Origin of the sequence: Comamonas sp. SY3, from assembly GCF_041730275.1 — a bacterium.
Lineage (GTDB): Bacteria > Pseudomonadota > Gammaproteobacteria > Burkholderiales > Burkholderiaceae_C > Comamonas > Comamonas sediminis.
On the sequence record NZ_JBGTYN010000001.1, the window covers coordinates 1 to 15,894 of the forward strand.

The following is a 15,894-nucleotide window of genomic DNA, read 5'->3' on the forward strand; positions in this document are numbered from 1 at the left end:
CAGGTACTAGCGGGTAACTCCGTGGAGGTTCGAGTCCTCTCCTGGGCACCAAACATCAAGCCATTGCACCCACGTGCAATGGCTTTTTTGTTGTCTGCTCGCGAGCAGGCTGCGGGGCCGCACAGGGCTCAGCATCCAGCCACCCTACCCGCTCCCCCGAACAAGCCCATCACCAGGCCCATGAAAAAACGCCCTGGCGTTCAAGCACAGGGCGTTGTTGAGGGCCGCCGCAGAAGCTTTACTTCTTCAACAAAGCCTTCAAGGCGTTTTGCAGACGGCGGGCCGAGGCCTCGTCGCTGCTGGTGGCCAGTACCTTGGCCACATCCTGCTGCCAGGTCTCTTGCGGCGAAGGGTCATTGCGGCGCGTCAGCAACTGCAATTGCAGCGCACGGCGGGCATTGATGTGCTCAGCTGGGGTGGGCACCTCGGCGGCCATCTCTAGTCGCAGCATCGCTTCGCTGCCATCACCGGCGGCAGGCGCGGCAATGGCCTGGCTCCAGCTGTTGCGCGAGCCGCCGGCCAAGCGGCCCAGATCCTGCGCCTGCGGCAGCAGCGCAGCATCGCGCTTGCTCCAGGCCTCCATCATCTGCGTCAGTGCCTGGCCGTGGGCCTGGGTGGCCAGCTTGCGCAGCGCTGCCTGGGCGTGCTCCACCGCATCGCGCTGGGCGCGGAAGGCGGCATCGCCCAGACGCGGGCCACGGTCTTCACGCGGCGCGCGGTCCATGCGGTCACCACGGCCAAAACGGTCGTCACTACCACGGCGCTCCTGGCCCCGGTCGCTGCGCGGGCCACGGCTGTCGCGTCCATCCCGGCCGTCACGGCGGTCGCCGCCGGGCTTGCCCGTGCGGCCAGCAGCTGCGGGTGCATCACGGCGCATGCCAGGGCGGTCATCGCCGCTGCGCTGGGCAATCACGGGCTTGGGCGGCACAGGTGCGGGGGCCGGAGCCGCCACTTCTGCGCCGCCCGCATCACCACCGTCTTCAGCGGCCGCTTCCTCTGCCGGAGCCGCCTCAGCAGCAGCGTCCGTATCTGTTGCAGGTACGGCTGCTGGAGCGGGTGCAGCGGCTGCCGGCTCCGCCGACACGGGCGCTTGCTGGGCCTGCAGCGCTTGCTGCAAACCGTCCAGCGCAGCCTGGATCCGCGCGGCATCGCCGCTGTGGTTGGCCGCTTCCAGCGCCTTGGAGGCATCGAGTACGGCCTGATCGCGGGCGCTCAGCTGGTGCTGCACGCGCTCGCGCTGCTGCGTCTTGCGGGCAAAGGCTTCATCGAGCGGCTTGCGGAAGGCATCCCAGAGCTTTTGCTCATGGCGGCGGTCCATCGGCACGGACTGGGCCTCGGTCTGCCATTGGCGCTGCAGCTCACGCACGGCGTCAATGTTCAGGTTGGGCGCAGCGGCCAGTTCCACCGCCTGGGCCACCATGGCTTCGCGGCGGGCAATGCTCTGTTTCTGGGCCGCATGCAAAGGCGCAGAGGCCTCGTGCAGCGCAGCCTTCCAGGCCTCTTGCAGTTCCGCATAGGCCTTTTCGCCCACATGGCCGCTGGCGCGCCAGCGGTCACCAAACTGGAACAGGTCCCGCTGAATGCGCTTCCAGTCGGTCGAAGGCTTGTGCGCTTCCACCCAGCCCTTGAGTTCGGCGATCAGCGCTTCGCGCTCGGCGCGGTGCTTGGCGCCCTCTTCGCGCACCTTGGCCAACCAGACCTCGACATGCTTGTAGGCGGCGTTGCAGGCCTCATCAAACTTTTTCCACAGCGCATGGTTGGTGGGGCCGCTTTGGTCAGCCTTCTTCCAATCCTCGCGCAGCTGGCGCAGCGCTTCTTGCAGCTTGCGGCCACCGAGCTCCTGGCCTTCGGGGCGGGCGAGCAGGCCCTGGGCCTTGGCCAGCAACTCTTCGCGCACCTTGTCGGCGCTCCAGCGTTGCCAGCCTTCCAGTTCACCGGCAGCAATCAGCGCGGTATTGACCTGGGATTCCAGATCCTGGTCGATCAGCTTGCCATGCTGCTTGAGGGCAGCACGCAGCTGCTGCGCCGCGCTGGACGCACCCTTGCCATGGCCTTCGGCCGTGTGGGCCTGCAAGGCTTTCAGCGCTTCCTGCACCACTTGCTTGGCGCGCTTGGATTCCTGCGGGTCGGCAGCGGGCTTGGCAGCGGCCGCACGGGCGGCGGCCTGCTCCACTTCGGTCGGCAGACCGCGGCCGGCGCGGATCTCGTCCGCCCAGACGGGCACCGTGGGCAGCGGCGCCTGCGCATCGTCAGCGGCGGCCAGCGTTTGCTTGAGGGCCGACTGGAAAGCATCCCAGACCAGCAGCAGCTGCGACTTGGAGGCCTCCAGCATGCTGGGGTAGCGCGCTTCCACACTGCCCCAGCTGGCATCGCCTTCCAGCACCGCAGCCTGGTCCTGCCAATGCTGCACATCGGTGGCCAGTGCCGCCTCGGCAGACTGCGCATCCTTGTAGGATTTGGTGGAGAGCACTTCGACGCGCTGGGCCAGCAGGACTGCCGCCTCACGCTGCACCTGCACGCGGTGCTGCAGGTCTTCAATCGTCTTGACACGGTCGGCCAGCTGGGTCTTGAGCGCAGACAGCGGCTCGCGCGACAGCGGCGCACCGGCCTTGGCGGCGTCGCGCTGCCAAGCCAGGGCGTCGGCAATGTTCAGCTTGGAGGCGCCCAGCAGTTTGTCGGCCTTTTCAGCCCATTCAGCAGCAATCGCTTCCTGGCCCTTGGCGCGGCGCATCTCGTCCATGCGCTCACGGATGGCCTTGGCGGCACCCTTGTCGCGGGCAGACAGCTCCTTGAACACTTCCTGCAGCTGCTCGGCACCGGGATTGGTGGCCAGCCATTCGCGCACCTTGGCTGCACGCTCGCCCGAGGTGGCAGCCGAAAAAGCACCACCGGTGACACCATCGAGGGGATGGGGGGCAGCGGCCGCCTTGGCGGGTGCGGGTGCGGGCTCAGGGGTTTCGGGCGTCTTGTTGCGCGAGATAAAGGGGAACATGGAGTCGGTTCAGTCGTAAATACGGCCTGCATCGCGGGGCAATGCAGCCATTGGCACATAAAAAAGAGGGCAGCAGGCATGGGCCCACCGCCAGGAATCCTCTGCATCCCCCCTCGCCCAGCGGCATGGACGGGGATCGGCATGCGACTAAGCGTCATTTGCAATCCATAGCCAGACGTTGACAACAAAGCCAACGCAGCGGATCGCCCGAGTCCGGCTTCAGGCCGGGGCAGGGAGTTGTGCAGAGGGTCCCTGGGTGCTATTTTGACCCGGTTTGGCGAGGACTCCAAGCACACGGGGCATCGCTATAAGGTAATTCAACCGCAGTATGGCCAAAAACAAAGGGCTGGCACCCTGCGGCCCAGCCCTTGATCGGTGGCGTATCAGCCCTCAGCGTGGCGCCAGACTCAGCTCGGCATGCGGCGTCCAGTCCTTGTCATCGCCAAAGCCCTCGGTTTTTGCATTGCCCAGGAACAAGCGTTCCAGCTTCACGCCCTTGCCGGCCAGGTAGTCGCGCACGGTCACGCCGCGAGCCAGCGCCAGCTCGCGCATCGCGTTGTCGGGCACGCTGATGCTGGTCAGCAGCAAGGTTTCCATCTCGGCCACGGGGATGTCGCTGGCCATGCCGACCAGGTTGCGCGGCTTCTGGATATCGGCACGTTTGTACACATCCTTGAGCAAGGCGGGGTACTCGGCAGCACTCACTGCCTGCACGTCTTCGGGCTTGCCGCCGGCGCGTACCGTGGCACGGCGCTTTTGCGCCAGCACCAGGTCATCGATGCGGGCCTTGCGCCAGCCGTCCTTCTCGCGCTCCAGGTCGGCCTGGCCGGAGACGGTCAGCTGCAGCGCCGGGCGCTCTTCCAACGCCTTGGCCACCTTGTCCAGGCTTTGCTTGCTGTCCGCATCCAGCACCGCGCTGCCGGGGGCAAAAGGCACATGGCTGGCCTCGCTGCTGCCACCGAAGGCGCCCGACAGCAGCGCGAACGGCGAAGTCACCGCCTTCATGATCAGGTTGCCAATGACCTTGAAGATGATCGGCGCGAGACGGAACTGCGGATCGTTGAGCGAGCCACTGATCGGCAGATCCAGGTCGATCACCCCATTGCGGTCGGCCAGCAAGGCCACGGCCAGCTTGACCGGCAGACTCGCCGGCGCACCTTGCACGGCATCACCAAAGGTCAGCTGGTTCAGCACCAGCTTGTTGCTCGCCGTCAGCATGCCTTCGGGCGTCACGTCGTACTGCACATCGACGCTCATCTTGCCGCGCTCGATGCCGTGGCCGGCGTACTTGATGCTGTAGGGCGTCAGCGGCGAGAGCTCCAGATCGCGCACCTTGCCATGGATATTCAGCGCCAGTGGCTTGACCAGCGGATTGAGCTTGCCGGTGATCTCCAGCGACGCGGTGCCCTCGGCCTTGCCGCGCAGCTCCAGCTCTGCCAATTGCAACTGGCCAGCGGTGGGCTCAGACGAGAAGGCGCCCATGCGGCCGGCCAGCTCGGACAGGTCGGCCGAGTAGTTGGGCCGCACAAACTGGTCGCTGAACTTGACGGTACCACCTGCCAAGGTGATCGGCCCCATGTCGATGATCGGCCCCGTGGCCGGCTCCGGGCTGGCTGCAGAGGCCGGAGCGCTCACCGCTGCACCGCCCGACGCTTCCACCACCACGCCTTCAGGCGCTGCCGCCTCACCCGCTGCAGCCGCAGCACGGCTTGCGCCCAGATCCTGGAGGTTGAGCTTGCCGTTCTCCTGCACCACCAGACGGGCGTAGAAATCGGTCAAGGCCGTCTCGCCGACCTGCACCTTCATGCGCTGGCCGGGCACCATGTCCACCGCCAGCGCGCGCAGACTCAGCAGCTTCCAGTTCAGCAGGTCGTCGCCTGCGCCCATCAGCCCCATGCGCAGCGTTCCGGCACCCCGGCTGGCGGCCGGGGCAGCTGCTTTACGCCCTGCGTCGCCTGCGCCGTTGCCATTGCCATCGTCGTCGCCCGCATCGTCTGCAGGCGCCGGGGATGCGGCGGCCACCAAGGGGCGCACACGCACATCATCGAGCCCGGCATCACCTTTGACATGCACCACCGGCCCCTTGTCCGTTTGCGCAAAATCCACCGTGCCCCGGAAATTGGCATCCGCCCGCATCAGCCGCACCGGCAGCAATGCCGCCGCATAGGGCTCAAACGCATGGATGGGCAGCTGGCTCACATTCAGCCGCCCCGCCGCCGACAGCGGCGTCATACCCAGGCTGCCTTCATAGGCGACCCGGCCCGGCTCGGCCCGGCCGCTGCCAATGCGGCCCGAGAGCTTCAGTGGCGAGGGCTTGGCCTTGGCCGCCAAAGGCGCATAGTCGCGCAGCTCCAGATCCCAGCCGGTCAGGCGAAAGGCCACCTTGCGGGCCGTGGACTCGTCCTGGAAAGCCAATTGCGCACCCTTGATGCTGACCAAGCCCAGCTGCACATCCCAGGGTTTGCCGGTGGCCGCCTGGGCGGCCGGCTTGCGGTCATCGGCTTTGCGGGCCTGCGAGGCCACCAGCCAGTCCTCAAACATCATGCGGCCGTCCTTGGCCCGCGAGACGCCCAGCACCGGCTCCACCAGCTGCACCGAGCCCAGCTTGACCTGCTGGGCCTCCGTGTCCAGCACGGCATCCTGGACCAGCAACTGGCGCAGCTCCAGCAGGCTGTTCTTGCCCTTGAGGCCGATGGCCGCACCATGGGGCGGCGCACAGTTGGCCTTGCTATTGCACTGCAGCGCCACATCGGACACGCGCATCTGCGCGAGCGTCAGCTTCAACGCCGTGCCCTGGCGGCTCAGCTGCATCTCGCTGTCTATCGTGCCCAGCAGGCCCGGCTCGATCACGCCGGTCAGATAAGAAGCGCCCAGCTGCAGCGGCAGGCCCGTGGTGCGCACATCCACCTCCGCCATCTGGTCTGTCGCCTTGCCCGAGAACACCAGACGGCCGGTGGACGGCACGACCTGGGCACCCGAGAGCCCTGATGAACCCTCAAACTGGAAAGGCTCCTTGAAGGGCCAGGCGATGTGCTGCGCCTCCATGCTGAAGTCATCGAGCTGCACGCGCGCTGGCAGCGGCACGCTTTCATCCACCCACACGCCTTTGAGGCGGCTGAGCTTGAGCGCATCGATCTGCACCGACCAGCTGGGCTGGCCAGTACTGGCTTTGCCTGCGGATGCGCCAGAGTCGGCCATGGGCACCTGCGGCTCTGCCTGGTCGTCCTTGGCGTCGCTGCTTGCAGCGTCTGCACGGGCGACGGAAGGACCAGGCTCCGCCTTTTCCGTGGCAGCGGCTGCTTCAGTCCGCCCCGGCAGCGCCTGGCCCTGGGCATCGAGCAGGCTCAGCTTGCCATTTTTGCCCCGTTTGAGCGACAGCTGCGCGCCATCCAGCGCCAGCTGGGCGATATGCACCTGCCCCAACAAAGGCTGCACATCGGCCAGTTGCACATCCAGCCGCTCCCAGCCCAGCAATTCACCGTTGGCCGCATCACGCACCTGCACGCCGCTGGCATGCACTTCGCCGCTCAGGCGCACCTGGGTCTTTTCTTGCTGCTCAAAGGCGAGCGCCAGATCGGCATTGAGCACACCGGCAGCCAGCTTGACCGGCAAGGACGCGGGGAGATAGGCCAGATAAGGCTGGAGGTCGAGGTCCTTGATCGCAAACTGGGCTTCTGCCTTTCGGTCGTCGGCAAACGGCGTGGCCTCGGCATGGCTCGCAAACTGGCTGCCATTGAGCACAAAGGCCAGCTGGGGCAGCACCTTGATCTCGCGCTTGGACTCCAGATTGCTCAGAAAGGGAATGCCCAGTTGCAGTTCCTTGAGTTCGTGGGTCTGGCCCACGGTGTCGTCGCGAAAGGCCACCTGCCCGTCCTTGAGCTCGATGTTGTAGAGCGCAAAATGCGCCGTCTTGCCGTCATCGGGCTGGGGCTGCGGGCTGCGCAGCTTTTGCAGCACCTCGTCAACATCAAACTCGCCGGGTGCGGTTTGCGCCAGGCGCAGCACCGGCTTGTCGACCTGGATCGCGTCGAGCACCGGCGCCAGCCGGAAAACGGACTGGATATCGGCATCCACATAGAGGCGCTCGACCGCGAGCATGGCCGGGCTGTCGGGCTGGGGGCCCGCGATCTGCAGGTCGCGCACCGTCAGTTCCAGCGACCAGGGCTTGAACTCCACCGCGCCGATATGCACCGCCCGCCCCAGCTTTTCGGTGCCCAGCTTCTCACCCTGGGTGCGCATCAGCCAAGGCAGCAGCAGCCACGACAGCGCCCACAGCAGCAGCAGCGCCAGCAGACACCATCCCAGCCGGCGCAACCAGCGCACCGCTGCGGTCTTTTTCTTGTTTGTTTCTTGCGTTTCGCTCACGGCGACGTTCCTCAATCAGCGCCCATACGGCCACAACAAGGCCGGTTGGCAGTACCAAGAGCCATTGTGCCCAAATAAGCTGCCGCAGCGGCATTGGCTTAGCACACAAAAGCGCGATCTGTGGCGGGTTCACAATCGTTCAAAACTGGCTGGCCTGTCCCAGAAGAATGCAAGCCTGCATATATATAGAGTAAAGACCTGGTTTCCATGGAGACCTGCAAGGGCTGCAGCGCGCCGGAGCGGCGGCGCCCTGCCCTGCCGAACGCGAAGAAGCTTGGCGGTGTGACCTGGCCGGTCCGGGCGCGACCGACCGGCCTGCCCGCCCGAGTCGCCTGCGAGCCGCCTGCGTGCTGCCGCACGCGACGCGGCCCAAAGGGGACGGCAAAAACACCACGCCGATGATGAATTTGGGCGTCCGCGCTATTTTTACCCAGACACAAATACCAAAAACCTGATGGGTTTCTGGGTTATTGTGGCTTTTAACCTGGTTTTTATACAGTTTTTTGGCAATTTACTGTGAAACCGGTGGCCGCTGCGATGACCGTTTGATGACGCGAGGCCCCTGACCCAAATCAAGTCAGCAATCGCCTTGTCGGCGCGGGTCCGACAACCCTGTCAGTCCCCCGCTTCGGCTGGGCGGCTGTCACCGCTGATACGCGAATGGAACCGCAGCTTTGCATAAAAACAGAGCAGAAAAGCTGCGCGGCATTTGATAAAGATTGACTTTTCACCGAATCATTCATGCCAATCACGATATTAAAAACATTAAATACAGACTATCAAGACCGATTCCACACGCCCTGATGGCACCCAGGAGGTGGTGCTTTTTCTGCCGGACATACGGCGCGCTGCGGCCCGGTCGCCACCGACCGGATCCGCGCCGGCAGCGCGCCGCTATACACGTTTTTTTATTACTTTTTTTTCTAATTTCGCCATTCAATAGTGTTGACTGTGTATTAAGCAAGCTTCTAGAATTCAGCCCATTGCATTGATTGCTGATTTTTTAGTCAACACCCTCCCGGTGTTTTGATCGTAGCCCCTGACACGCAAGAGCGTGCATGAAACGACAAGGGCCGTCTGCTGCGCAGATGGCCTGCCGGTGGCCGCACAGGACAGTGCGGCCCCACCCTGCCAGACCCCCGCCCGACGTAGAACCTACCGGGCGCTTGGAGGTGGCGGGACTTTGAAAGGAAAAAACCCTATGACGGCTCCCGCGCAAGTGGATGCCGGTGTGCGCTCGTTGAGCGCCACCATCAGCCGTGGTCTGATGACCATGGCACACAACAGTTTTGCTTTGATCGGTCTGGTGGTGGCGTTCTGCGCCCTCACCCTGGTGTCGCGTGATGACCTTCGCCATGCGGGCGAAGCGCAGTTGCGCAGCTGGTTGCAGGCACGCACGCAGGCGCCGGCGGCTGATGCCGCTATTGCCGATGCGGACGTCAGCGCCGCCGATGATGCGGCAATGATGGCCGCCGTGGACCGCGCCACTGCCAGCAATCCCCAGCAGTTGCCCCGCAACCAGGCCAATGTCGCCTACTGGCTGGCCAAGAAATACCGGGTCGCACCCGAGCCACTGGCCGTGCTCGTCTCTGAAGCCTACCAGGTGGGCAAGGACACCAAGCTCGACCCCACCTTGATCCTGGCGATCATGGCTGTGGAATCGAGCTTCAACCCCTTCGCCCAGAGCTCGGTGGGTGCGCAAGGCCTGATGCAGGTCATGACCAAGATCCACACCGACAAGTACGAGCACTTCGGCGGCCACTTTGCGGCCTTTGACCCGGTGACCAATCTGCGGGTGGGTGTCAAGGTGCTGCAAGAGTGCATTGAACGCGCTGGCTCGCTCGAAGGTGGCCTCAAGTACTATGTGGGCGCTGCCAACCTGCCCACCGATGGCGGTTACGCCGCCAAGGTGATGGCCGAGCATTTCCGCATCAAGCAAGTCGCCGAAGGCCGCAGCAATACCCCCAAGGCACCGGTGGCTCCCGCCGCCAAGCCATCGCTGTCTGCCCAGGCAGATATGCCGGCAGCAGCCGCTACCGTGGCCGACAAGGCCAAGGCGGCCAGCAACAGCGCTGCTGCCGCTGCCGCCGAGACGGTGGCGCTGGCTGACAAGCCCGCTGCGCTGCCTGCCGCTGCCAAGGCAGAGGCCACCGCCGTGGCCATGGGCTCCTGAGCGCGGGCTTTCATCCCACCCCCTGGCAAAGCACCCCTTGAGGGTGCTTTTTGCTTGGGGCCTGGTCTTTACTGGAGAACGCGATAAACCCATTGCCTCCAGCGCGCTGTGGCCTCGGCTACACTAGCCGGGTACGCGACTGGCGATAGACATCTGTATGACCGGATTGTTGACGTGGAATGCAGGCCCGGCCTGCAGCAACCACCGGGGAGCGTACCGTGCAGTGCCAGGGCGGGCCCATCGCCCCCCGCACCCGCCACGTGTTAGCCGTGCGCCTGGGCAGCCCCTGTTTTTGCCACCCTCAACGTTGGCAGGCAGGGCTCACTTCTGACTCCAACGACCGCCATGTACCAACGCAACATCCTTGTCGAACAGACCGACGCCGAACTCTTTGCAGCCATCCAGGCCGAAAACCAGCGTCAAGAGCAGCACATCGAGCTGATCGCCAGCGAGAACTATGCCTCCCCTGCCGTGATGTGGGCCCAGGGCACCCAACTGACCAACAAGTACGCCGAAGGCTACCCCGGCAAGCGCTACTACGGCGGCTGCGAATTTGTCGATATCGCCGAGCAACTGGCCATCGACCGCGTCAAGCAGCTGTTTGGCGCTGAAGCGGCCAACGTGCAGCCCCATTGCGGCGCCTCCGCCAACGAAGCAGTCTTCCTGGCCTTCCTCAAGCCCGGCGACACCATCATGGGCATGAGCCTGGCCGAAGGCGGTCACCTGACCCACGGCATGCCGCTGAACATCTCCGGCAAGTGGTTCAACGTCGTCTCCTACGGCCTGAACGCGAAGGAAGAGCTGGACTACGACGCCATGGAAAAGAAGGCGCACGAGACCAAGCCCAAGCTGATCATCGCTGGCGCTTCGGCCTACTCGCTGGAAATCGACTTCGCCCGCTTCGCCAAGGTGGCCAAGGATGTCGGCGCGATCTTCATGGTGGACATGGCCCACTATGCCGGTCTGATCGCCGCAGGCGAGTACCCCAACCCCGTGCCCCACGCTGATGTGGTGACGACGACGACCCACAAGAGCCTGCGCGGCCCACGTGGCGGCGTCATCCTGATGAAGGCCGAGCACGAAAAGGCCATCAACTCGGCCGTGTTCCCCGGCCTGCAAGGCGGCCCGCTGATGCACGTGATCGCTGCCAAGGCTGTGGCTTTCAAGGAAGCGCTGTCGCCCGAGTTCAAGGCCTATGCCCAGCAGGTCAAGACCAACGCCCGCATCGTGGCTGAGACCCTGACTGAGCGCGGCCTGCGCATCATCTCCGGTGGCACGCAAAGCCACGTGATGCTGGTGGACCTGCGCGCCAAGGGCATCACCGGCAAGGAAGCCGAAGCCGTGCTGGGCGCTGCCCACATGACGATCAACAAGAACTCCATCCCCAACGACCCGGAAAAGCCGATGGTCACCAGCGGTATCCGTATCGGTACGCCCGCGATGACCACCCGTGGTTTCAAGGACGAAGAAGCGCGCCTGACCGCCAACCTGATCGCCGACGTGCTGGACAACCCCCGTGACGAGGCCAACATCGCTGCCGTGCGCGCAAAGGTCAATGCCCTGACCGCACGTTTCCCCGTCTACCGTTGATCTGAGCAGCGCCCGCGCCTATGAAATGCCCCTTCTGCAGCCATCCCGATACCCAGGTGGTGGAGACCCGTGTTGCAGAAGACGGCGGCTTTGTACGGCGCAGGCGCCAATGCGGCCATTGCGAAAAGCGCTTCACCACCTACGAGCGGCCCGAAGTCAGCCTGCCGGTCATCGTCAAGAAGGACGGCCGGCGCATCGACTATGACCGCAGCAAGCTGCGCGGCTCCTTCAGCCTGGCGCTGCGCAAGCGCCCGGTTCCCATTGACAAGGTGGACATGGCACTCGAGCATGTCGAAGACAAGCTGCGCACCCTGGGTGCGCGCGAGGTGCAGACCCATCTGATCGGCGAGCTGGTGATGGCCGAGCTGCAAAAGCTCGACAAGGTGGCCTACATCCGCTATGCCAGCGTCTACCGCAGCTTCGAGGACATTGACCAGTTCAAGTCCATCGTCGACGAGGTGACCACCCCGCCGCCGCCGGCCAAGAAGGACAGCGCCCGTAAAAAGGACTGAGCGATAAAAAAAGCGAACCCCAGGGTTCGCTTTTTTTCGTGGGTGCGCCAGACCGGTGCCGGTCCGGCCCCTGCGCGTCAGGACTGCGGCGCCTCCGCAGCGATCGGGCCCACATCCAGCTGCACATCGCTGTTCTGCGCGCGGTGGCGCAGCGCATGGTCCATCAGCACCATGGCCAGCAAGGCCTCGGCAATCGGTGCGGCGCGGATGCCCACGCAGGGGTCGTGCCGGCCCTTGGTGATTACTTCGGTGCTGTTGCCCTCGGTATCGATGGACTCGCGGGGGCTGATGATCGAGCTGGTCGGCTTGATGGCGATGCGGATCTCGATGTCCTGCCCGGTGCTGATGCCGCCCAGAATACCGCCGGCATTGTTGCTGCGAAAGCCCTGGGGGCTGAGCGAATCACCGTGCGTGGTGCCACGCTGGCCCACGCTGTCAAAACCAGCGCCGATCTCCACCGCCTTGACGGCGTTGAGGCCCATCATCGCGTAGGCGATATCGGCATCGAGCTTGTCATACAGCGGCTCGCCCAGGCCCACCGGCACTCCGCTGGCCTGCACCCGGATCAGCGCGCCGCAGGAGTCGCCCGCCTTGCGCAGCGCATCCATGTAGTCTTCATAGCGGCTGACATCGGCCACCGGTGCAAAAAACGGGTTGTTGGGCACATGCGCCCAGTCCTCGAACGGCAGGGCCACCTCGCCCACCTGCAGCATGCAGGCGCGGAACGCGGTGCCGAACTTCTCCTTGAGCCACTTCTTGGCCACGGCGCCGGCCGCGACGGTGGGTGCCGTCAGCCGGGCCGACGAGCGGCCGCCACCACGCGGGTCGCGGATGCCGTACTTGTGCCAGTAGGCATAGTCGGCATGGCCCGGGCGAAAGCTCTGCGCAATATTGGAGTAGTCCTTGCTGCGCTGGTCGGTATTGCGGATCAGCAGCGCAATCGGCGTGCCCGTGGTCTTGCCCTCGTAAACGCCCGAGAGAATCTCCACGCTGTCGGGCTCATTGCGCTGGGTGACAAATTTGCTGGTGCCGGGGCGGCGGCGGTCCAGATCCTGCTGGATGTCTGCCTCGCTCAACGCCATGCCCGGCGGGCAGCCGTCAATCACGCAGCCAATCGCCGGGCCATGGGATTCGCCAAAGTTGGTAACAGTAAATAAGGTGCCGAAGGTATTGCCGCTCATAGCCCGCCATTATCACTGATGCCAGTGCCCCACACAGCCCCGCAGGGCTCACCAGCAGGGCTGGTCACCCCCGGGCGGCTGGCCGGCATGGGGCCAGCCACTGGGCAGGCCCTGCAGCACTGCGCTGTGGCGCACCGCGCGCAGCCGGCCAAAGCCGGTGTCCACCGTTTCCAGATAGGCCGCTGGCGGCACGCTGGCGGGTGCCGGCGCAGCCGATACCGGCCGCTGCCCCATGGATTGCAGCCACTGCGCCACGCGCGCCAGCGATACCTGCACATGCCAGCTGCCGCCTTGCGTCACCTGGCGGTACAAGGCCGCCTGGATGCCAAAGGCCAGCAAAAAGCCCGCGCTGTAATCCAGAATCTGCAGCGGCAGCGCCCGCAGCCCTGCACTGCCAAAAGCCTGGCCCTCGGCCCAGTTGATGCCGCAAACGGTCTGCACCAGCGAATCGAAGCCACGCCGGTCGGCCCAGGGGCCGCTGCGCCCATAGGCCGACAAGCTGGCATACACAATGCCGGGCCGCAGCCGGGCGACAGACTGCGGCTCCAGCCCCAGCGCATCCAGCGCGCCAGGCCGGTAGCCTTGCAGCAGCACATGGGCCTGGCCCAGCAACGCGGCCATGGTGCGCTGGCCTGTCTGCGTTTTCAGGTCCAGCAACGCCGAGCGCTTGCCCCGGCTCATATCGGCAATGGCGTCGATATTGGGCAGGCCCGGGCCATTGACCATCAGCACATCGGCCCCTTGCGCGGCCAGGCTGCGGGCGGCCACGGGTCCGGCCAGAATGCGGGTCAGGTCCAGCACGCGCAGGCCATCCAGCGGCCGGTGCCGGGCAGGTGCAGGCCAGTCACGGGCTGCGGCGGGCTGGCCGCTGTCCAGCGGCGTGATGGACACCAGGGGCTGCGCTGCCACCGCCGCACTTTGGGGGTGGGCCTGCCAGGCCTGCGGGCTGCGGGCGGCTGAGACCACCAGACCGAGCGCTGCGGCCCGCTCTTCCACCGCCTGCGCCGTCCAGCCTTTGAGCGCATCGGCCACCGCCTGGCGCGGGGTGGCTGCGCCGGTGGGCAGGCCCAGCAGCCGCAGCACGCCATCGCGGTGGTGGTCGAAATTGGCATGGATGCGCAGCCAGCCCGGCTCGCCCAGATCGGCGCCGCAGGCATACAGGCCAGAAATGGGGGCCCACAGGTTGGGCTGCTCGCCATCTATCGTGAAATAACCGCTGCATTCGGCCAGCACATGGCCCACATCCACATTGACCGGGGGCATGGGCTGGTGCTGGCGGTGCTGGTCGATCCAGGCGCTGGCCAGGCCGCTGGCAGCCACTGCAGCCGGGGCCGCCACATCGATGCAAAAGCTCGACGGGTAGGCCGTGCCGTTGCCGCTGAGCGCCAAAGCGCTTGGCTGCAAAGCCTGCGCTGGCAGACCCGCTTGCTGCCACAGCGTGTGCACGCTGGCCTGGATGGCGGCATGCAGCGGCAGCTGCGCCAGGGTGTGGCTGGTGGCGGTGTGGTTGCTAAAAGCGTGCAAGGCGTTCTCCTGGTTGGCACATGGGCGCCATTGCATACCCGGCGTCCCCTCGGGTCAATCTTGATTGGGCCGGTACATATAAGGGGCCCTCTGCAGAACTCCTTGCCGTGGTCTGAGCGCGGTCTCGGGCGATCCACGTCCATCCCATTCGGCGAGGGTTGTGCAAAGGCTCCCTAGTGACCCCGCACTGCAGTAGCATGGCCCATGGTCCCCGCATACCCCGCCCCCACCCCGCCTTCCGAAGACGACAGCCCCTGGCTCACCAGCCAGCAGGCCGCCGCGATGCTGGGCGTGCAGCGCGCCAGCCTCTATGCCTATGTGAGCCGGGGGCTGCTGCGGGCGCACAGCCAACCGGGCACGCGCGGCCATGTCTATGCCCGTATCGATGTGCAGCGCCTGGCGCGCCAGCGGCAAGCAGTACGCAACCCCGCGCAGCTGGCCCGCTCCACCTTGGATTGGGGCACACCGGTGCTGCGCTCGGCCATCACCCAGGTCAGCCAGGGCCAGCTGTATTACCGGGGCCGCCATGCGCTGCAATGGGCGCAGCATGCCAGCCTGGAGGACACGGCTGCGCTGCTGCTGGACCAGCCCATCGCGGCAGCACCTCCCAGCGCACCCATGCCAGGCACTGCAGGCACCGAAGGCACAGCAGCCGCCACACAGCCCGTGCCACAACCCCGCCCGCCTGAGCAGGCATTGCGCGCCTGGCACAGTCTGCCTGCTGGCGAGCCCACGCTGGCCCATCCTGGCTGGCCTGGGCCGCTGCTGCTGCAGATGCTGGGGGTGCTGACCGGGTGGCCAGCCACGGATACGGCAACATCTGCGGCCGGCGGGCCCATCCACCAGCAGCTCGCAGCCCTTTGGCAAGTGGATGCAGCGGGCGAAGACACCCTGCGCCAGGCCTTGGTGCTTTGCGCCGACCATGAGCTCAATGCCTCCAGCTTTGCGGCCCGCGTGGTGGCCTCTACAGGCGCCAGCCTGCATGCCAGCCTCGGCGCCGGCCTGGCGGCACTCAGCGGCCCGCTGCACGGCGGCATGACGGCGGTGATCGACCGGCACTGGGATGCCTGGCATGCGGCGCCGCAGGCCGACGGCACGCTGCCGCCCTCACTCGCCCAATTGCTGGCCGACACCCGCATCAACGGCAGCCCCCACTACTGCGCAGGCTTTGGCCACCCGCTCTACCCGGCCGGCGACCCGCGCAGCGAGCGGCTGCTGCGCCTGCTGCCTGCCGATGCGGCCCGCAGCGCCTTGCTGGCCAGCGTCCACCGCCACACCGGCCTGCACCCCAGTCTGGACTATGCGCTGGTGGCCATCCAGCGCGGCCTGGGCCTGCCAGCGGGCGCCGCCTTTGTGCTGTTTGCACTGGGCCGCACGGCAGGCTGGCTGGCCCATGCGCTCGAGCAGCGCGCCAGCGGCCAGCTGATTCGCCCCCGCGCGCAGTATGTGGGTCTGCCGGCTGACACCGCACCCCAGCGGGCGGACGCTGGCTCCACCGGAAACCCCGCCAGCATCCCGGGGCGGATCATCCGTTTCTGACCGGCACCCAAGCCCAGG

The 15,894-nt window shown here is 65.9% G+C and carries 8 protein-coding genes and 1 riboswitch; of the genes, 4 read left to right on the top strand and 4 right to left on the bottom strand.

The window, feature by feature from the left end:
- Positions 1 to 238: 238 nt before the first annotated feature.
- The gene (locus tag ACCQ08_RS00005; RefSeq protein ID WP_373448478.1) at positions 239 to 2,992 is read right to left on the bottom strand and encodes a DUF349 domain-containing protein; all 2,754 of its coding nucleotides are present in this window, start codon (positions 2,990 to 2,992) and stop codon (positions 239 to 241) included.
- A gap of 390 nt (positions 2,993 to 3,382) precedes the next feature.
- Entirely contained in the window at positions 3,383 to 7,357 is a 3,975-nt protein-coding gene (locus ACCQ08_RS00010) for a DUF748 domain-containing protein (RefSeq protein ID WP_373448479.1), read from the bottom strand.
- A 1,201-nt stretch (positions 7,358 to 8,558) separates the two neighbouring features.
- Between ACCQ08_RS00010 and ACCQ08_RS00015 the strand changes: the two genes are divergently transcribed.
- From ACCQ08_RS00015 to nrdR, 3 genes are all read left to right on the top strand, one after another.
- Positions 8,559 to 9,530, top strand: a complete 972-nt coding sequence (locus tag ACCQ08_RS00015; protein WP_239811586.1) for a lytic transglycosylase domain-containing protein — start codon at positions 8,559 to 8,561, stop codon at positions 9,528 to 9,530.
- Between the two features lie 125 nt (positions 9,531 to 9,655).
- A riboswitch (ZMP/ZTP riboswitch) is annotated at positions 9,656 to 9,818 on the top strand.
- 57 nt (positions 9,819 to 9,875) lie between these two features.
- Entirely contained in the window at positions 9,876 to 11,120 is a 1,245-nt protein-coding gene (gene glyA / locus ACCQ08_RS00020) for a serine hydroxymethyltransferase (RefSeq protein WP_373448480.1), read from the top strand.
- Positions 11,121 to 11,140: 20 nt separating this feature from the next.
- On the top strand, positions 11,141 to 11,632 hold the full coding sequence (gene nrdR, locus ACCQ08_RS00025; RefSeq protein WP_312408627.1) for a transcriptional regulator NrdR: 492 nt from the start codon (positions 11,141 to 11,143) through the stop codon (positions 11,630 to 11,632).
- A 77-nt stretch (positions 11,633 to 11,709) separates the two neighbouring features.
- Here the strand turns inward: nrdR and aroC are convergent, their stop codons facing one another.
- Together aroC and ACCQ08_RS00035 are read right to left on the bottom strand one after the other, a co-directional pair.
- Positions 11,710 to 12,813: a chorismate synthase gene (aroC, locus tag ACCQ08_RS00030; RefSeq protein ID WP_312408625.1), complete on the bottom strand. Its 1,104-nt coding sequence runs from the start codon at positions 12,811 to 12,813 to the stop codon at positions 11,710 to 11,712.
- 48 nt (positions 12,814 to 12,861) lie between these two features.
- On the bottom strand, positions 12,862 to 14,337 hold the full coding sequence (locus ACCQ08_RS00035; RefSeq protein ID WP_373448481.1) for a CoA transferase: 1,476 nt from the start codon (positions 14,335 to 14,337) through the stop codon (positions 12,862 to 12,864).
- A gap of 204 nt (positions 14,338 to 14,541) precedes the next feature.
- Here ACCQ08_RS00035 and ACCQ08_RS00040 point away from each other — a divergent pair, with 204 nt between their 5' ends.
- The gene (locus ACCQ08_RS00040) at positions 14,542 to 15,876 is read left to right on the top strand and encodes a citrate synthase family protein (protein WP_373448482.1); all 1,335 of its coding nucleotides are present in this window, start codon (positions 14,542 to 14,544) and stop codon (positions 15,874 to 15,876) included.
- The last annotated feature ends 18 nt before the right edge of the window (positions 15,877 to 15,894 follow it).